Here is a 17,467-nt window from a genome sequence, read left to right as displayed (position 1 = left end):
TATTGACTTATAGAGATAAATTAGCTCTATGGAAAACATCAGAACGCAGTTGTCGCTCCTTATTACCCTTGCCAACAGCGATGGTGAATTTCACGAAAGAGAAAGGCAGGTAATAGAAAGGGTAGCGAGATCAGGAGATATTTCGCAGGAAGAACTGGAGCTTTTGATCAAGCAGCCTGATCCTATCGAGGGCCTTGACAAGATGCCCTACGACGATCGGTTCGATTATCTCTACAACGTCATTTTGCTCATGAAGGCGGATAGCGTCATTCAGGACTCCGAGTTGCTGTTCTGTCAAAAAATAGCTAACTCCCTGGGCTTTCAGCTAGCGGCATTTATGGAGTTGTATCCTCACGTGCATATCAACATGAAGTCGCCGGAAGAGCTGAGGATGATGAGAAAGAAGCTCCAGGATTACCACGTTGACTAACTACCCCTTCCAGGCCAGCTCTTTCTCAAGACCGGCATCCAGCCTGTGAACCTTTGATTTTCGGTAATTGACGAAGGCATGTTCATGTGCTTCCAACAAATCGTCGTAAGGCCCTCTGGGGCTCATCAGCTTGACTAAAAGGGGCGAAGCTTCTATCATCACGAATAGGAGCATGATGAAAATGTTGGCAAATGCTATAGAGGAATACTTGTTGGCAAGACGTGCCAGGGCTTCGAGCTGAAGTGCCAGGCCACCAATATGCGAGACGTCAATTTTGGCCATTTCATTGGCTTGCAGCAGCACTACTGAATCTTGCTTTTCCCGCAGGGTTGAAATCAGATCCGAGTGACTTGCTTTAAGCTCTTTCAGTTCAGTTTCGGCTCTTTCGGCATTTGCTTTCTTCACAGCATAAATAGGCCCCAGGTTACGACGGCCTGAACCGCCCGTGCCGTCGGCTTCTTCCTGAGCCAGTTTAGCAAGATCATCTCTTATTATTTCTTTGCTGGCAATTTGCGCTTCCAGCTGGCTGAGTTCGGCCTTGTATCCTGCTATCAGGGGTGAATAGCGTGATGCAATCATCGCTCCCTCTGCCGTTTTTTGTTCTTCTTTGATAAGGACAAGTTCGGCTTCTATTTCCGGCTGAAATATCCGTAGCTCCAAAGGCTTTGCAACCACAATGGCTATCAACACAGCCAGCAGTATTCTCGGAGAGGCCATAAGCCACTCCTGCCATTTGTTTTCACTTTTTTTTAAGCTCGAAACCAGAAAGCGATCAAGGTTGAATATCATGAGCCCCCAGAGCAGACCAAATAACGTAGCCACCCAGTAATTATTAAAAACAGAATATAGAGCAAAGCCTCCACTTACTGCAGCCAAAAGACCTGTGAAAAATACGGCACCGCCGACGCTCACAAAGCGGGCAGCCTCTGTTGGGCATCTTTTCAGCAGCGAATGAGAAGCTCCTGAACAGAACCAGAAGAAAGAGGTAAATTTTTTCATCAAATAGATTATTGACAGGAATAACGACGCCAATTCTAATAAGTTGCATTAAAAGGTTCCTTTTTATGCATAGTAGCACTGACGAACAATTGCCTTGTCAGTGCTAGTGGGTAGTACTAAATACCCCGTATGAGCGATTTTCTCGAAATGCGATTATCAGGTACTTAGCACCAAATTAATCGACGATGAAAAAGATAGGATTACTCATACCGTTTGTCTTTTTACTGGCCACTGAGGTTTCTAAAGCGCAGGAAAAAAGGGGCTTAAAGTTGGGTGAAAAAATAGGTAAACTAACAGCCAAGCTGATGACTTCCAAGACCTCTAACCTGGGAGAAGCGGCTGTGCTGGTGCACCATATCAATGGCATGCACACCATGGAAGCCCGGATTTCTGGTCAGGAGGTGTACCCCGAAGATTTTAGGGAAGGCGATGTCGCCGTTGCTATATTTTTCTCGAAAGCGGAAGGCCTTGGAATGCTCAACATAGATGGCTCAGTAACCAGTGAGGGCAAGGAGCTGACTTCAACGGGTTTGGGGTATTACATGATCGAGCTTGAACCGGGCGATCTTAGCCCAAAAACCGTAAACGTGGAAACTGTAACGGGAGACAAAGCCTCTTTCACTATTAAACCTGTGCCCTCGGTGAAGATTTTGTCCGTAAATGGGTCAACGTCAAACGCTCAGATTGATTTGTCCAAAGACATCGAGCTGGTGCTGGAAAATGGCTCCGGGCATGAACGCAGCCTTTTAAATGTGGCGCTGGTAACCGACGTGGCCGGTGCCAGAGGGTTCAACTACTTCGCTTCATTCAAGTCAACAGATAAAGTAATTATACCCAAGGAAGCTTTCAGCAACCCAACTATTTCAGGTAGTGTAAATGGTGTTGGCAATTACAACCAGGGTGAGAATTATCTGATAGTAGAACGCTATGTGCAAGCGCCGACCGACAAGCAGTCGACTGCGGCTGCGGAGCTTCAGAGCAGGGCTTATGGCTCAATGAAAGTGAATGTGTCAGGCAAACAACAGGAGAGTGTTTATGGGTCGACTAGCGTAAAAGGTAAAATAGACAATCCTGCCGGCGTCTTGAATTTTGCAGCAAGCAAGCCCAACGCTGCCACAGGGGCGCCATTTTCGCAAGGGTCGAAATTTGCAGTGTCATCGCTTTCGGTGCGGGGTGTTTTGTTCAAGCAGGAAGTGGATGAATCCGTTTCTTATGGTTACAACACCAAGATCACCACTACCACAACCACCACCTACCAGTTTCCAAAACTGCCCGATGCTTTTTGGGATCAACTGCTTAGCAACATGTACGCTGACATTGTCACCATGTTCAGGGAAGAATTCGATATAGAAATGGTGCCTACTGAAAAGCTGACCGCATCTTCTTACTACAAAGAGTTTTATCCGGTAAAAGAAAAGAATACAGATGAGCTGATTGTGAAGACTTATAAAAATACGGTCAATATGCAGCCAACTAAGGTTGCTGACATTTTTGGTTCTATTTCTACCAATTTGACTTCAGACAGACCAATTATCAACCTGATGAAGGACGCAGATGTTGACGGCTTGATCAACGTGCAAATGGACTTGCAGATTGCAGGGGATGACAACGGGAAAATCATCCTGGTACCCAGGCTTAACTTTTTTATTCAGGGAAGAGAGGAAACCTACACCAACAAGGATGTCCAATATGGCTCCGGCTGGGTAGCAGCCTCCGATGGCAAACCATTCTCCGAGTCTGAGTTTAACGATATCAACGCTCTGAACAGCATTGTGAGAAAAGACGACATGATGAACGCCTTGAAGGACGCAATGACACGCCTGAGAGAAGCCGAAATAGAACGAGGCTATGACAAGATTTGGGCATTAAAATAAAATAGTTGGCTAAACATCGCATCCAGGAAAGGCCGGTCAATTAAGATCGGCTTTTCTTTTTCTCTCTCAGCACTTTCCATCTTGTTTGGTATTTCGAAAAGGCCTATTTTGAATTGAATTCGAAAATTATCAATCTATGAAAAGGAAACTATTTACATCTATTCTAGCCCTGGCGGCATTTACGTTGGTTTTCGGCACCAGTGCTTTGGCTGCCGGAACAGAGCCGATGACAAAAGAACAACTTAACAGCCTTACAGAAGAGCAGGCCCAAGAGAGAGCTACTCAGCTTACCCAGCGGGTAAATGAGATCAAAGACATGAAAAAAAATGAGCTCTCTAAAGAAGATCGTCAGGAAGTGAAGAAAGAACTGAGGGAGATCAAGAAGGAACTGGACTTTCTGAACAATAAGCTGACATTGTCAGTAGGCGCTGTAATTATCATAGTGCTACTGATCATTCTTATTTTCTAATCAACCGGTTAGTGAAAATAAAAAGGCGATTGGCTTACACCAGTCGCCTTTTTTGTTGCCTTTCAGCGTTATTTTTTCAGAAGCCCGGCCCGTCTCAACAGGGCCTTTGGATCAGGTTCACGCCCTCTGAATTTCTTGTAGAGTATCATTGGGTGTTCACTGCCCCCTTTGGAAAGAATGTTGTCTTTGAATTTTCCAGCCACTTCGCTGTTGAAAATCCCCTTCTCTTTGAAAAACTCAAAAGCATCAGCGTCCAGCACTTCGGCCCATTTGTAGCTATAGTACCCCGACGAGTAGCCTCCATTGAATATGTGAGAAAACTGGCAGCTCATGTTGGTTTCTTTCACCTGAGGAAGCACCTCCATTTTTTCGAATAGCGCTTTTTCAAACTCCCCAATATCCTTTATGCCAGATGGGTCTACGCCGTGGTAGGCCATGTCGAGCATGCCGAAAGCTACCTGACGGGTAGTAGCATAGCCTGCCTGAAAATTGGCACTCTCTTTCAGTCTTTGTACAAGATCGGCAGGTATGGCTTGGCCGGTTTTGTAATGCCGGGCAAACAGGTCAAGACAATCCTTCTCAAGTGTCCAGTTTTCCAAAATTTGTGAGGGAAGCTCCACAAAATCCCAATAAACATTGGTGCCGCTCAGGCTGCCGTAGTTTCCTTTGGCCAGCATACCATGGAGGGCGTGACCAAACTCGTGGAACAGCGTCTGCACCTCATTAGACGTCAACAATGATGGTGTGGACTTGGTTGGCTTAGTAAAGCTACAAACGATGCTGATATGTGGCCGCTTGTCTTCACCATTCACTTTCTTTTGCTGTCGAAAAACGGTCATCCAGGCACCACCTCTTTTACCTTCCCTGGGGAAGAAGTCAGCATAGAAAATCGCTACCAGCTCGTTTTTGTCATTTCTCACTTCATACACCAGCACTTCAGGGTGGTATCTGTCGATCTCCTTGTTTTCAACAAAGTGAATCCCAAAAAGCTTTTCGGCTACTTTGAACACTCCGTCAATCACTTTCTCCAACTGAAAATAAGGCTTGAGTAACTCATCATCAACCTCATATTTCTCCTTTTTCAGCTTTTCGCTATAGTAAGCAAAGTCCCATCTTTCAATTTTATCGAGACCGTCCAGTTTTTTGGCGTACGCAGTAAGCTCTTCCACATCCTTCAGCGTGGCGGGTTGAGAAATCGCCAGTATGTCGGTGAGAAACTCATTGACTTTCTCGGGTGTTTCGGCCATGCGCTCTTCAAGCACAAAATGGGCGTGGGTAGGGTAGCCGAGCAGCTGAGCCCTTTCGAAGCGCAGTTGAACTAGTTTCTTTACGACCTCCTGATTGTCAAACTCATTGCCTTTGAAACTCCTAGAGCCATAGGCCATGAACATTTTTTTGCGGAGCTCTCGGTTAGCCGAATAAGTCATGAAAGGAATATAACTGGGATACTGGAGTGTGAATATCCATACACCTTCTTTTCCCTTTTCCTTGGCGGTTTCAGCCGCCGCTTCTTTCACAAAATCAGGAAGTCCATCCAGCTCCTTTTCGTCTGCTACTTCCATGCTAAAGGCATTGGTTTCCTTTAACACATTTTCGCCATACTGCTGGCCCAACACCGAAATCTCTTTGTCTATCGATCGCAGTCTCTCTTTTTTGTCTTCCTGCAAATTGGCTCCATTTCTCACAAAGCCCTTGTAGGTCTTTTCCAGAAGCGTTAGAGACTCCTCATCAAGTTTGGTTTTGTCTGCAGTCTCGTAAACCAGCTTTACTTTTTTGAAAAGTGCCTCATTGAGCATTACATCATTGCTAAACTCTGAAAGCAAAGGCGAAATATCTTTTGCAAGGGCCTGCATGTCGTCGCTTGTTTCAGCGGAATTCAGGTTGAAGAAGATATTTGATATCAGATCGACTTTGTTGCCTGAGGCTTCCAGCGCCACAACGGTATTTTCGAATGTGGCGGGCTCTGTGGATTCTGTTAAAAGAGCGATCTCCTCCTTGGCAAGCCTGATACCTTCTATAAATGCAGGTAGAAAGTGCTCATTTTTTATTTTCCTGAAAGGAATGGTATCAAATGGGGTGTTGAAATTTTCTAAAAGAGGGTTTGACATTTACAGTTATTTTTAGTCTTCAGAATTTTAGCAAGAACAAAAAAGTGGTGCCTTTTGGTTTGCCACTTGCCGTTCAATTTATTGGCGAATTTAGGAACAAACGCCGGTAACTCGTCTAATTATCAAAAGATCAGTGGTATCTGGGGAGTAATTCTTTGGAACTACTTATAATTACAAGAAAAACACCTATGAAAAGCCACCCCATTTCCCAGTTAATTAAATCAATAGCCTTAGCGATTCTACTAGTCCCGATGCTGGCAACAGCTGTAAAGGGCCAGTCAAAAAAGAGCAAGGAGGAATGGGCAACGCTTTTCAACGGAAAAGATATCAATGACTGGATTGTTAAAATTCACCACCACGATGTGAGCGTCAACTTTGGCAACACATTCAGAGTGGAGGATGGCATCATCAAAGTTCGCTACGATCAATACGGCGACTTCAACGAGCAGTTTGGGCATTTATACTACAAGCAACCATACTCCTACTATCGCCTCGTGATGGACTACCGGTTTGTTGGCGAATTGCAGCGAGGTGCCCCCGAGTACACAATAAAAAACAGCGGCGTGATGTTCCACTCTCAAGACCCACGCTCGATGCCAAAAGAGCAAAACTGGCCGATCTCAGTGGAAATGCAGTTCCTCGCCGGCTTGGGCGATGGTAAGCCACGCCCCACGTGCAACATGTGCTCGCCGGGCACCGATGTCGTGTACAATGGCAAGGTTGACCCTAACCACTGCATCAACTCAACCTCGGCCACCTATGAGGGTGACCAATGGGTACACACGGAGTTAATAGTAATGGGTGACTCTTTGGTTATTCATAAAGTAAACGGTGAAGAGGTGCTTCGTTATTCCAAGCCTCAGATGGGCGGAGGGGTTGTTACGGGTTACGACCCTGCCTTGTGGGAGCCAGGCAAGCCATTGACCGAAGGGTATATTGCCTTGCAGAGTGAGGGACAACCCATTGATTTCAAGAACATTGAACTACTTAATCTGGAGGGTTGCATGGATCCGAAGGCCACCAATTACAAAAGCTATTTCATCAAATCGAAGCCTGGCGCCTGTACATACAAAAAGTAGCTTCCGTTGGACTCTGAAAAAAAATCCCCGAATCGCTCCGGGGATTTAACTTTATAGCTGGTATTGGCGCTTAGGCCGATACTATATCCAGGCTCCTTTTGATGAAGGCTGTGAGCTCAGGGCCTGTAAGCAGGTTCTGCGACAGCTTAGCCAAATCAAAGGCTTGCTTGGCAAGGTCTGTTTTCTCCTCCTCAGTTTTCGCTTTAAGGATCTTGCCTACCAGGGCATGGTTACCGTTTACAGCCACTGAATAAGCGTCAGGCATATTACCCATCATGGCCATTCCGCCACCCATCGCCGACATGTCTTTCATTCTGCGCATAAACTCCGGCAACGTGATCACCACCGGCATGTCGTCAGTCGACATGGCCTCCACATTTACTGTGAATGCTTTGTTGTTAATGGCCTTATCAAAAAGCTCTTTCACTGTGGTCTGCTCTGCTTCCGACAGCACCGACTCCTTCTTCTCGTCTTTGTCGATCAGCTTGTCCAGCACATCAGCATCCACTCGCTTCCAGTTCACCTTTTCCATCTTCATTTCCATGTGGTTGATGAAGTGGCTGTCGAGCTGTCCGTCCATTTTTAGCACACCGTACTCACGCTTGCGGGCGTTTTCAATGTAGCTGTGCTGCTGTGCTTGTTTGGTCGTGTAAAGGAAAACAGTGTTGCCATCCTTGTCAGCTTGGTTTGGCTTTACATGCTCCTCGTATTCTTTGAGTGTGTAAAACTTGTCGTCGATATCCTGCACAAGCGTGTAGTCAAGCGCCTTCTCATAGAACTTCTCTTCACTGATCATTCCGTATTTCACGAACAGGCCAATGTCGTTCCACTTTTTCTCGTACCCTGCTCTGTCTTTTTTGAAGAGGTCGCCAAGCTTGTCTGCTACTTTCTTGGTGATGTAGGTATTGATTTTCTTCACGTTCCCGTCCGACTGAAGGTAGCTCCTCGATACGTTCAAAGGAATGTCGGGAGAGTCAATTACGCCGTGAAGCAGCATCAAAAACTCCGGCACCACGTCCTTCACCTCGTCGGTGATAAACACCTGCCGGCTATACAGCTGAATCTTGTTTCTCTGTACATCCAGCTCATTTTTCAGCTTAGGGAAATAAAGAACACCGGTAAGATTGAAGGGGTAGTCGACGTTCAGGTGAATCCAGAAAAGCGGATCCTCAGCAAATGGATAAAGCTCTTTGTAAAAGTTCAGGTAGTCTTCATCCTTCAACTCGCTTGGCTGCTTCGTCCAGATGGGGCTTGGGTTGTTAACCACCTTGCCATCGAACTCAATTTCTATAGGCAGGAACTTGCAGTATTTATCGAGAATACCCTGAAGTCGGTGCTTTTGCAAAAACTCTTCAGAATCTTCAGCAATGTGAAGCACTATGTCGGTACCCCTGTCCTTTTTCTTGGTCGGGGTAATTTCAAAATCAGTTGATCCATCGCACTCCCAGCGGGCAGCTTCGGCGCCCGTTTGATACGATTTCGTGAAAATTTCTACCTTTTTGGCGACCATGTAAGAAGAGTAGAAACCGAGGCCAAAATGACCAATGATTTGCTTTTCTTCACCTTTATCTTTGTATTTCTCAACAAATTCGGCTGCGCCCGAAAAGGCAATTTGGTTGATGTATTTCTTTATTTCATCAGTTGTTAAACCGATGCCTTTGTCACTGATTGTGATTGTTTTTGCTTTCTCATCGATAGACACTTTAATTTTTGTGTCACCAATTTTTCCTTTATACTCGCCCAGGGCTGCCAGGCGATTCAGCTTTTGTGTGGCATCCACGGCATTCGATACCAACTCCCTCAAAAAGATCTCGTGATCCGAATAGAGAAATTTTTTGATGATGGGAAAAATATTCTCGGTGTGGATCGAAAGGGTGCCTTTTTCTTCTGTTACCATGTTTGTATTTGTTTGCAAATGATTGGTCAATAAGTGAAGGGTTGGCAAAAGCCGTTCCATAGCCCGATTTTACCCACAAGGCTGTCAGGATGGCAGTAAGAAATGTCAGGCCAACGGAATTAGCCCCTTTTACCGACCAATTTGTCGATTACTGCCGCACTATAAAGTGTTGGTTTTACCTGAGCCTATCGGAGTCACGCACCAGCCTTTCGTCACGCCGGATAAAGCGATTGGCCATTGAGTTAAGGATAAGTGCTACGGGAAAAAGATAAAAGGCCGCCAGGTAAGCACCTTTTTCGGCAGGGACGATTGTCTTTTCTGCATTCCAGCAAAAGTAGAGAACGAGAAACATTGTGCCACCAATAATGAGTGAGTTTAAGGCGCCGAATTGAATTTGACGGAGCCTGTTGCCATATTGAAAAATAGAAAAAATGGCGACTCCTGCAGCAATCAGACAAAGGGCGGCCACATACATGATGTTTTTTTCAGCCAAAATCTCGTCTACTGCCACTCCGTCTCCTGCATATCTGATATGTGTGATTTCAAGAGCGGTAATGGTCACTATTTCACTTTTTTCGACGTCAATTTTTTGCCATAGCGGGAGAAAGACAATGATGATCATGACGATGGCAGCAAGCGCCAGAAATATAGATTGGATTCGCTGAAGCATTGGAAGAATTTTTGGCAAATAAACGCATAAAAGACATTAGAGAAAACCTTAATCGGCTGAACATGTGAATTATGTTGAATGAATTACCTTTGCCGGGGCATGCGGTATTTTATTCAATTGAGTTACGATGGCACAAAATATAGCGGTTGGCAGACCCAACATAACGCTGTGGCTGTGCAGCAGGTAGTTACCCAATGTCTGAGCACCTTACTGGGCAACGAAGTGGAATGTGTGGGCAGCGGGCGAACCGACGCAGGGGTGCATGCCAGGGTGCAGGTAGCCCACGTCGACATGGAACTCAGGCACGAACCTGAGGAATTTCTCTACAGGCTTAATTCCCTGCTGCCTCACGACATTGCCGTTCATTGGGTAAAGCCTGTGCGGCCGGAAGCGCATGCCCGTTTTGATGCTGAGTCACGTTCCTACGAGTATCACATTCATCAAAAAAAAGATCCCTTCAAAACTAAATATAGCTACCTTTTCAGGCCGGAGCTGGATGTGGATGCCATGAATAAGGCGGCGGCGCTGATGTTGACATGGAAGGATTTCCAGTCGTTTAGCAAGGTAAAAACGGACGTGAAACATTTTGATTGTGATATTTTTGAAGCTTGCTGGAGAAGAGAGAACGATAGCCTTGTGTTTTACGTTAGTGCCAATAGATTTTTAAGAGGGATGGTTCGTGCCGTGGTTGGAACACTGCTGGAAGCAGGACAGGGCAGACTGAGCCAGACTGAATTTAAGGAGATTTTGGAGAGCAGAGACAGGAAATCGGCGGCCCGCAACGTGCCAGCTGAAGGTCTTTTTTTAACAAACGTTACTTATCCTGAAGAAATTTATATCCTTTCTTGAAATTTGCAGTTAATTACTAACCACGTCCCTAGTCGATAGTTTTGGAAAAGGAAACCGTAAGCGGAAATATCATTGACCTGAAAGTACTCAGGCGGCTTTTTGTCTTTGCAAAGCCCTACATAGGCAAGTTTTACTTTCTGGTGGTGCTCACCATTCTGCTGGCGTTTTTGTCGCCCCTAAGGCCTTATTTGATACAGATTACTATTGATAAATACGTGGCCATTGGCGATTTCCAGGGACTGGTGAACATGACGCTAATTTTAGTGGGGGTGATTGTCGCCACTGCCATTGTGCAATACAGCCATACTTACCTGTCCGGTTGGCTGGGCCAGTTCATTATTCGAGACATCAGGATCAAGCTCTTCAAGCACCTCCAAACGCTGAAACTAAAGTTTTTTGACAAAACGCCCATCGGCCGCCTGGTTACCAGAAACGTGTCTGACGTAGAGACGCTGTCAGACGTATTCAGCGAAGGCTTGGCAGCTATTATTGGAGACCTGCTTCAAATCATTGTCATCTTTGCTATGATGTTTGCCATCAGTTGGAAGCTGACCCTTGTAAGTCTTTCAACCCTGCCACTCCTGATCATTAGTACCTACGTGTTCAAGGAGAAAGTAAAGGTGGCTTTCAATGAGGTGCGTACAGCTGTTTCCAACCTGAACTCTTTTGTACAGGAGCATATCACAGGCATGAACATCGTGCAGATATTCAATAGCGAAGACAGGGAGTACGAAAAATTCAAGGAGATCAACAGGGAACATAAAAAGGCCAATATCAGGTCGGTACTGTATTATTCGATTTATTTCCCGGTGGCTGAGGTTATTCAGGCGGCAGGTATCGGCCTTGTAGTTTGGTACGGTGCCAGAGGTGTTATCGACGATCAAATCACCCTTGGGGTCCTGATCTCATTTATCATGTATATCCAGATGTTTTTCCGCCCCATCAGGATGATTGCTGATCGCTTCAACACATTACAAATGGGTATCGTTAGCTCCAACAGGATTCTGGATTTGCTCGACAGCAAAGAGCACATCGCTAATAACGGTACTTTTGCGCCAACTACTTTAAAGGGCGAGGTGAAGTTTGAACATGTATCGTTTGCCTACATCGACGAAGAATACGTGCTGAAGGATATCAACCTTGAGGTGAATCCGGGAGAAACGCTGGCGTTGGTGGGTGCTACAGGTGCGGGTAAGTCTTCCGTGATTAACCTGCTTAGCCGCTTTTATGAAATCAATAAGGGCAGCATCACCATAGATGGTGTCGACGTCAGGGAATATGACCTGGCCTCACTCAGACTTAATATCGGTGTAGTGCTTCAGGATGTCTTTCTGTTTTCAGACTCCATTCTTAATAATATTACCCTCGGCAACCCCGAAATTCCAAAATCAAAAGTGATTGAGGCGGCTGAGCTTGTTGGCGCAAGAGAGTTTATAGAGCGGCTACCAGGCGGCTTTGACTACAACGTGATGGAGCGTGGAGCCACACTTTCGGTTGGGCAAAGGCAGCTCATCTCATTTGTGCGGGCCATGGTGTATGATCCCAAAATCATTGTGCTCGATGAGGCCACATCATCAGTTGATACGGAGACTGAAGAACTGATTCAGGGAGCCATTGATAAGCTAATGAAAGGAAGAACATCCATTGTTATTGCTCACAGGCTCTCTACCATTCAACGAGCCGACAAAATTGTGGTACTTGAGAAAGGCGAAATAAAGGAGGAAGGCACCCATGACGAGCTGTTGAGCATGGACGGCTACTATGCTCAGCTGCATAAAATGCAATACAAAGAGGTCGTTTAGTGCTGTTTGAAATCGGCCTTTTTTTGATTTCTTTTGATGCCTCAACAGATCAGATCCATGACCATTGACCCAAGGTACAAGTACTACGCTATTTCAGCCGTTTCCCTGGCCATTATTTCATTCAGCATTTACTTTCTTCTTGGAGGCACCAAAGAATACGAAGTTCAGGAGTCTGGTGCGGTAAGCTACGACATAGTAGGCACACCTTTCAAAGGTCGCTACGTGGCTGATTCGGCAAGAATGGTTTTTGAAGACATCCGCTCAAAAATTATCAACGAGGACTGGAAGGGAGATTTGGTAGAGCTTACCTATCCGCCGGAAGATGGCGATGAAATCAATCAGTTTTTCGGAGTGTTGCTGACAGGCAGGGTAACCCAAATTGAAGGCAACTATCAATTGAAAAAGCTGAGAGCCCCTGGAAGCCTTACGGTGAACCTTTCCATGCACTGGTTGGTGCGGCCCAGCAGAGAAAAAATACAAACAATGATTTTTGACTATGCACAGCAAAGGGGAATAGCGATGGAGGATTTCTTTATGCAGCGGTACCTGCCCGACAATTCAGTAACCATTGAGGCGTTTGTCAAATAAAAAAACCTGTTGGCATTCACCAACAGGTTCGTATTCGTATCAGTTATTGCCTGGCTTATAGGCCAAACTCTTTCTTTACCTTGTCAACGTAGTCAAGTTTTTCCCAGGTAAAAAGCTCCACTTCCATTTCTTTTGTTTCGCCAGGTCTGGTAAATTTCTTCTTAACTACTTCATTTTTTCTGCCCATATGTCCGTAAGCTGCTGCTTCCTGGTACATAGGCTGACGAAGCTTCAATCGCTGTTCAATGATGCCTGGACGCATGTCAAAAATTGCGGATACTTTCTGAGCAATTTCGCCATCCGACATTTTTACTTTTGCGGAGCCGTAAGTATCAACAAAAATACCCATGGGTTCCACCACGCCAATAGCGTAAGACACCTGCACAAGAATTTGATCAGCCACACCTGCGGCTACCAGGTTCTTGGCAATATGGCGTGTGGCGTAAGCTGCCGACCGGTCAACTTTGCTCGGGTCTTTGCCCGAAAATGCACCACCACCGTGAGCACCTTTGCCTCCGTATGTGTCGACAATGATCTTTCTTCCAGTCAGGCCAGTGTCACCATGAGGACCACCAATAACAAATTTGCCAGTTGGGTTAACGTGGTATTTTATCTGATCGTTGAACAACTTTTGGATATGAGCCGGCAACTGTGCCTTTACCCTTGGAATCAAAACGCTGATGACGTCCTGCTTAATTTTTGCAAGCATCTTCGTTTCTTCATCAAAATCGTCATGCTGTGTAGAAACAACAATGGAGTCAATCCTGATAGGTGTATGGTCGTCTGAGTACTCGATAGTCACCTGTGACTTGGCGTCAGGTCTCAGGTACTTGATGGCGCCATTTTCTCTTCTCATTACCGCCAGTTCTCTCAGCAGTCTGTGAGAAAGGTCAAGCGCCAATGGCATATAGCTTGAAGTTTCGTTGCTGGCAAAGCCAAACATCATTCCCTGGTCGCCGGCACCTTGCTCCTCTGGTTTGCCACGATCAACGCCTCTGTTAATATCAGGCGATTGCTCATGCACTGCAGAAAGCACCCCGCACGAATTGCCCTCGAACTGATACTCGGATTTGGTATAACCAATGCGGTTAATTACCTCTCGGGCAATTGACTGCACATCAATATAAGTGTCTGACTTTACTTCACCAGCTAACACTACCTGACCAGTAGTTACAAGTGTTTCGCAAGCAACTTTCGAATTAGGGTCGAAAGCGAGAAAATGATCCACCAGCGCATCTGAAATTTGATCAGCTACTTTATCAGGGTGCCCTTCCGACACAGATTCCGACGTGAATAGATATGGCATTTGTTTTTCTTTGTTGTCTGATTTTAAAGCGTGCAAATTTAGCGGAGCTTTCCTTATTTAAAAACCTGAGGCCCAGGTATTATTTTCCAAGCAGAAAAACAGTTGGTATTTTGTGCAAATTTGGGTGTTTACCCTTCCAGTCAGAAATTTTCTTGGTTTGGATAAACTCTGTCTCTCCTGTTATATTGCTTGCGATGCATAAAAGCGAGTGATTTTGGCAGGTATTGATGATTACCTCCAACAACTGGTTGTTTCTGTAGGGCGTTTCCATAAAAATTTGAGTTGTACCGAATTGCACAACCTCTTTCTCCATTTGCTTTATCTTGTCCTGCGCTGCTTTCTTATCGATCGGTAAATATCCATGGAAGGTAAATGACTGACCAGAAAACCCGGAACCCATTAACGCCAAAAAGATAGACGAAGGACCAACCAGTGGGATGACCTCCACTCCTTTTCGGTGTGCAAGAGCGACTATTTTAGCTCCTGGGTCGGCTATACCAGGGCAGCCAGCTTCAGAAATGACTCCGGCATTTTCGCCGGAAGTGACAATGTCCATAAGCTTTGATACTTCTGCATCCTCAGTGTCTTTGTTGAGCTCAGCAAAATGCAGCGATTCGATAGGCCTGCCTAAATTCAGGGTGCTGATAAACCTTCTGGAGGTTCTGATGTTCTCAGCGAAGAACCAGTTGAGGGAGGAAATTATTTCTTTAACCTGACCATTTATTATCAGATCAACCCTGTTGTCGGAAAGTGGACTTGGTACGAGGTACAATTTTCCAGCGCTCATGTGCTCTGCTACGATAGAAAGGCCATCAATGTCTCAAGAAAGGCTTCAGGCTGCTCGGCATGCACCCAGTGTCCGGCATTTTTAATAGTGACAACCTGGCTGTCAGGAAAAAGCTTCTTGATAATCGGAAGGTCAATGTCCCGAATGTAGTTAGAGTTCTCGCCGTCAATGAAAAGGGTGGGAACTGGATTCGGCTCTCCGTCTATTTCCCCCACAATCAGTCCTATATTGTTATCAATGGCAGCCACGTTTATTTTCCATTCGAATCCGTCACCGGTTCGGCTAAGGCTTTTTAGCAGAAACTGCCTTTCGCCCACATTCGGAACATATTTGGCCAGCCGATCGTCTGCCTCTTTTCTTGACTCCAAAGAGCCAAGGTCAATAGACTTTAGCCCTTCCAGTATTTTGTCATGGTGGACTTTGTAACCACGAGGTGAAATGTCTACAACAACCAGCTTCTCAACCTTGCCCGGGTGGCTCAACGCATAGTTCATAGCCACCTTGCCGCCCATTGAATGCCCAAGAACAATCGGCTGAGTAATATTATTTTCCTTTATAAAGTTGCCCAGGTCTTCCGCCATCACATCAAAATTGTGCGCTGGGTCATGGAACGACTGCCCATGGTTTCTCTGATCGACCAGATAAACCTCAAAATGTTCGGACAATGACTTGCCAATGGTCAACCAGTTGTCTGAGGCTCCAAAAAGCCCGTGCAAAATAATAAGTGGTTTTCCCTGTCCCAGTTTTCTAAAGAATAGCTTTTTGTCACTCATAGTTTTAAGTTAACTGGCGCAGATACATTTGGATAGTGTTTTCCAGCCCATAGTACAAGGCATCGCAGATCAGCGCATGCCCAATGGATACTTCGTCAATTGCTGGAATTTGCTGTACCAAATAGGCCAGGTTGTGTAAGTCAAGGTCATGGCCTGCATTAATGCCAAGCCCGGCAGATTTTGCCAGCTTTGCTGTTTCGATATAAGAAGCGATAGCTTTTTCCCGGTTGCTATGATAATGCGTGGCGTATGGCTCGGTATAGAGCTCTATTCTGTCCGCTCCACTTTTGGCTGCAGCGTCCACTAATTTTACGTCTGGATTGAGGAAAATGGAGACCCTTACGCCAGCAGTGTGGAGTTCTGCTGAGACTTCAGCAAGGAAAGCCTGGTGTTTCAGCGTATCCCAACCGGTGTTTGATGTGATTGCTTCAGGTGGATCCGGAACCAAAGTGGCTTGCGCAGGCTTTACTGTTTTTACCAGATCGATAAACCGTCTGTCGGGGTACCCTTCAATATTAAATTCTGTGGTCACCACCTTCGAAAGCTCAAGCACGTCGCTATGGCGAATATGCCTTTCATCCGGCCGTGGGTGTACAGTGATTCCCTGTGCGCCGAAGACCTCGCAGTCTTTTGCAACCTTTACCACGTCCGGATTATTTGCTCCTCTGGCATTTCTGAGCGTGGCTACTTTATTTATGTTAACACTGAGCCTGGTCATTCTTATACTGATTTGTATAACTTTGCTGCAAATTAACCAATAACGATTTTAAAAAATTCAGATATGAGCCTTAAAACCCAAATCGACGGAGATATAAAACAAGCCATGCTAAGCAAAAACTCAGAAAGGCTGAGGGCGCTGAGAGCTATCAAGTCGCTGATTTTGCTGGCGGAGTCTGAAAAGGGTGCCAAAGCAGAGCTTGACCAGGCAGCAGAGATGGCTATTTTGACCAAGGCCGCCAAGCAGAGAAAAGACTCACTGGCCATTTTTGAAGAACAGAATCGGCCCGATTTGGCAGAAAAGGAGCAGGCGGAGCTGGATGTTATCAATGAATTTTTGCCAAAGCAGCTTTCAGAAGAGGAAGTGAAGTCGGAGGTTGCAAAAATAATTGCTCAAGTGGGTGCCTCCAGTCCTCAGGACATGGGCAAAGTGATGGGTGCAGCTACGAAAGCATTGGCTGGAAAAGCCGACGGTAAATTGATCTCAACGCTGGTTAAAGAGCTATTAAGCAAGTAAGTCCGTTGAGAGTTATTGACATAGTCATTCTTATTATCCTTGTTCTTGGAGCGTTTCGGGGCTTCCAAAAAGGACTTCTGTTGGAAATTGTCGGCCTGTTTGCCTTCATTTTGGGGATTATTGGCGGGTTTCAATTCACCCCACTGGTGGCGAGCTTCCTCGACGGATACTTCACTAAAGTCCCGGGGCTTATTCCTGTCATCTCTTTCATTATCGTGTTTGTCGTCATCGTGCTCGCCGTTAACCTTATTGGCCTGGCCCTTAAAAAAACGATTGACTTAACTTTGCTCGGAAGCTTCGACGACCTGGCCGGGTCGCTGGCTGGAATTTTGAAATGGGCTTTGGCCTTAAGCTTCCTGCTTTGGCTGCTGACCTTTTTTGGGTTTCAGCTAGCTGATGAATACGTCGAGGGAGCCAAAATTTACCCCTTTGTGGTGAGCCTCGCTCCGTGGATGATCGACACTATTTCTGTAGTGTTGCCGTTTGTCAAGGAGTTTTTTGAGAAACTAACCCCTGCGGAGCAACAGCCTGCAGAGAGGCAAGCCTATATTTTAGCATTGACTAGGCTAAGAATTGTTTAGGCTTGAGCAACACATCAATAA

17 protein-coding genes are annotated in these 17,467 nt (G+C 45.7%); 9 read left to right on the top strand and 8 right to left on the bottom strand.

The features are described from left to right. Positions 1-28: 28 nt before the first annotated feature. Complete coding sequence (locus RT717_RS25605; RefSeq protein WP_317489178.1) at positions 29-430, top strand: tellurite resistance TerB family protein; 402 nt, start codon at positions 29-31, stop codon at positions 428-430. Here RT717_RS25605 and RT717_RS25600 read toward each other — a convergent pair whose 3' ends face one another. Next, the gene (locus RT717_RS25600; protein WP_317489177.1) at positions 431-1,429 is read right to left on the bottom strand and encodes a DUF4407 domain-containing protein; all 999 of its coding nucleotides are present in this window, start codon (positions 1,427-1,429) and stop codon (positions 431-433) included. A 185-nt stretch (positions 1,430-1,614) separates the two neighbouring features. Here RT717_RS25600 and RT717_RS25595 point away from each other — a divergent pair, with 185 nt between their 5' ends. Continuing rightward, entirely contained in the window at positions 1,615-3,303 is a 1,689-nt protein-coding gene (locus RT717_RS25595; RefSeq protein WP_317489176.1) for a hypothetical protein, read from the top strand. 136 nt (positions 3,304-3,439) lie between these two features. Beyond that, positions 3,440-3,772 (top strand): hypothetical protein, encoded by a 333-nt coding sequence (locus tag RT717_RS25590; protein ID WP_317489175.1) that lies wholly within the window; start codon positions 3,440-3,442, stop codon positions 3,770-3,772. 68 nt (positions 3,773-3,840) lie between these two features. Here the strand turns inward: RT717_RS25590 and RT717_RS25585 are convergent, their stop codons facing one another. Then, on the bottom strand, positions 3,841-5,880 hold the full coding sequence (locus tag RT717_RS25585; RefSeq protein ID WP_317489174.1) for a M3 family metallopeptidase: 2,040 nt from the start codon (positions 5,878-5,880) through the stop codon (positions 3,841-3,843). Between the two features lie 188 nt (positions 5,881-6,068). Here RT717_RS25585 and RT717_RS25580 point away from each other — a divergent pair, with 188 nt between their 5' ends. Further along, positions 6,069-6,959 carry a 3-keto-disaccharide hydrolase gene (locus RT717_RS25580; protein WP_317489173.1) on the top strand — a complete coding sequence of 297 codons (891 nt, stop codon included), beginning with the start codon at positions 6,069-6,071 and terminating at the stop codon, positions 6,957-6,959. A 70-nt stretch (positions 6,960-7,029) separates the two neighbouring features. Here RT717_RS25580 and htpG read toward each other — a convergent pair whose 3' ends face one another. Then, on the bottom strand, positions 7,030-8,856 hold the full coding sequence (gene htpG, locus RT717_RS25575; RefSeq protein ID WP_317489172.1) for a molecular chaperone HtpG: 1,827 nt from the start codon (positions 8,854-8,856) through the stop codon (positions 7,030-7,032). A gap of 175 nt (positions 8,857-9,031) precedes the next feature. Beyond that, positions 9,032-9,526, bottom strand: a complete 495-nt coding sequence (locus tag RT717_RS25570; RefSeq protein WP_317489171.1) for a DUF4293 domain-containing protein — start codon at positions 9,524-9,526, stop codon at positions 9,032-9,034. 78 nt (positions 9,527-9,604) lie between these two features. Here RT717_RS25570 and truA point away from each other — a divergent pair, with 78 nt between their 5' ends. From truA to RT717_RS25555, 3 genes are read left to right on the top strand one after another with little or no spacing between them, the layout of a single operon-like run. Then, the gene (gene truA, locus RT717_RS25565; protein WP_317489170.1) at positions 9,605-10,375 is read left to right on the top strand and encodes a tRNA pseudouridine(38-40) synthase TruA; all 771 of its coding nucleotides are present in this window, start codon (positions 9,605-9,607) and stop codon (positions 10,373-10,375) included. Positions 10,376-10,410: 35 nt separating this feature from the next. Further along, the gene (locus RT717_RS25560) at positions 10,411-12,177 is read left to right on the top strand and encodes an ABC transporter ATP-binding protein (protein ID WP_317492385.1); all 1,767 of its coding nucleotides are present in this window, start codon (positions 10,411-10,413) and stop codon (positions 12,175-12,177) included. 57 nt (positions 12,178-12,234) lie between these two features. Beyond that, the gene (locus RT717_RS25555) at positions 12,235-12,765 is read left to right on the top strand and encodes a hypothetical protein (protein WP_317489169.1); all 531 of its coding nucleotides are present in this window, start codon (positions 12,235-12,237) and stop codon (positions 12,763-12,765) included. Between the two features lie 55 nt (positions 12,766-12,820). On the opposite strand, the gene metK is transcribed toward RT717_RS25555, so the two are convergent. The 4 genes from metK to RT717_RS25535 form a co-directional block, all read right to left on the bottom strand. After that, on the bottom strand, positions 12,821-14,071 hold the full coding sequence (gene metK, locus RT717_RS25550) for a methionine adenosyltransferase (RefSeq protein ID WP_317489168.1): 1,251 nt from the start codon (positions 14,069-14,071) through the stop codon (positions 12,821-12,823). A 79-nt stretch (positions 14,072-14,150) separates the two neighbouring features. Next, positions 14,151-14,858: an SAM-dependent methyltransferase gene (locus tag RT717_RS25545; RefSeq protein ID WP_317489167.1), complete on the bottom strand. Its 708-nt coding sequence runs from the start codon at positions 14,856-14,858 to the stop codon at positions 14,151-14,153. 8 nt (positions 14,859-14,866) lie between these two features. After that, positions 14,867-15,631, bottom strand: a complete 765-nt coding sequence (locus tag RT717_RS25540; RefSeq protein WP_317489166.1) for an alpha/beta fold hydrolase — start codon at positions 15,629-15,631, stop codon at positions 14,867-14,869. Between the two features lie 4 nt (positions 15,632-15,635). After that, a complete protein-coding gene (locus RT717_RS25535; protein WP_317489165.1) occupies positions 15,636-16,349 on the bottom strand; it encodes a pyridoxine 5'-phosphate synthase in 714 nt (237 codons plus the stop codon). A 63-nt stretch (positions 16,350-16,412) separates the two neighbouring features. Between RT717_RS25535 and RT717_RS25530 the strand changes: the two genes are divergently transcribed. Together RT717_RS25530 and RT717_RS25525 are read left to right on the top strand one after the other, a co-directional pair. Continuing rightward, complete coding sequence (locus RT717_RS25530; RefSeq protein WP_317489164.1) at positions 16,413-16,865, top strand: GatB/YqeY domain-containing protein; 453 nt, start codon at positions 16,413-16,415, stop codon at positions 16,863-16,865. A 5-nt stretch (positions 16,866-16,870) separates the two neighbouring features. Then, positions 16,871-17,446 (top strand): CvpA family protein, encoded by a 576-nt coding sequence (locus RT717_RS25525; protein WP_317489163.1) that lies wholly within the window; start codon positions 16,871-16,873, stop codon positions 17,444-17,446. Positions 17,447-17,467 lie beyond the last annotated feature (21 nt).

The organism is Imperialibacter roseus (assembly GCF_032999765.1).
Classification (GTDB): Bacteria; Bacteroidota; Bacteroidia; order Cytophagales; family Cyclobacteriaceae; genus Imperialibacter; species Imperialibacter roseus.
Note: the sequence above shows the minus strand (reverse complement) of the source record. Positions and strands in the feature narration are given on the sequence as shown.

Bases quoted from the DNA above. Each gene is read 5' to 3' on its own strand.
- RT717_RS25555 (WP_317489169.1), top strand. From the start codon at position 12,235: ATGACCATTGACCCAAGGTACAAGTACTACGCTATTTCAGCCGTTTCC.
- RT717_RS25540 (WP_317489166.1), bottom strand. From the start codon at position 15,631: ATGAGTGACAAAAAGCTATTCTTTAGAAAACTGGGACAGGGAAAACCA.
- RT717_RS25530 (WP_317489164.1), top strand. From the start codon at position 16,413: ATGAGCCTTAAAACCCAAATCGACGGAGATATAAAACAAGCCATGCTA.
- truA (WP_317489170.1), top strand. From the start codon at position 9,605: ATGAATTACCTTTGCCGGGGCATGCGGTATTTTATTCAATTGAGTTAC.
- RT717_RS25605 (WP_317489178.1), top strand. From the start codon at position 29: ATGGAAAACATCAGAACGCAGTTGTCGCTCCTTATTACCCTTGCCAAC.
- RT717_RS25545 (WP_317489167.1), bottom strand. From the start codon at position 14,858: ATGAGCGCTGGAAAATTGTACCTCGTACCAAGTCCACTTTCCGACAAC.
- metK (WP_317489168.1), bottom strand. From the start codon at position 14,071: ATGCCATATCTATTCACGTCGGAATCTGTGTCGGAAGGGCACCCTGAT.
- RT717_RS25580 (WP_317489173.1), top strand. From the start codon at position 6,069: ATGAAAAGCCACCCCATTTCCCAGTTAATTAAATCAATAGCCTTAGCG.
- RT717_RS25570 (WP_317489171.1), bottom strand. From the start codon at position 9,526: ATGCTTCAGCGAATCCAATCTATATTTCTGGCGCTTGCTGCCATCGTC.
- RT717_RS25595 (WP_317489176.1), top strand. From the start codon at position 1,615: ATGAAAAAGATAGGATTACTCATACCGTTTGTCTTTTTACTGGCCACT.
- RT717_RS25590 (WP_317489175.1), top strand. From the start codon at position 3,440: ATGAAAAGGAAACTATTTACATCTATTCTAGCCCTGGCGGCATTTACG.
- RT717_RS25585 (WP_317489174.1), bottom strand. From the start codon at position 5,880: ATGTCAAACCCTCTTTTAGAAAATTTCAACACCCCATTTGATACCATT.
- htpG (WP_317489172.1), bottom strand. From the start codon at position 8,856: ATGGTAACAGAAGAAAAAGGCACCCTTTCGATCCACACCGAGAATATT.
- RT717_RS25600 (WP_317489177.1), bottom strand. From the start codon at position 1,429: ATGAAAAAATTTACCTCTTTCTTCTGGTTCTGTTCAGGAGCTTCTCAT.
- RT717_RS25535 (WP_317489165.1), bottom strand. From the start codon at position 16,349: ATGACCAGGCTCAGTGTTAACATAAATAAAGTAGCCACGCTCAGAAAT.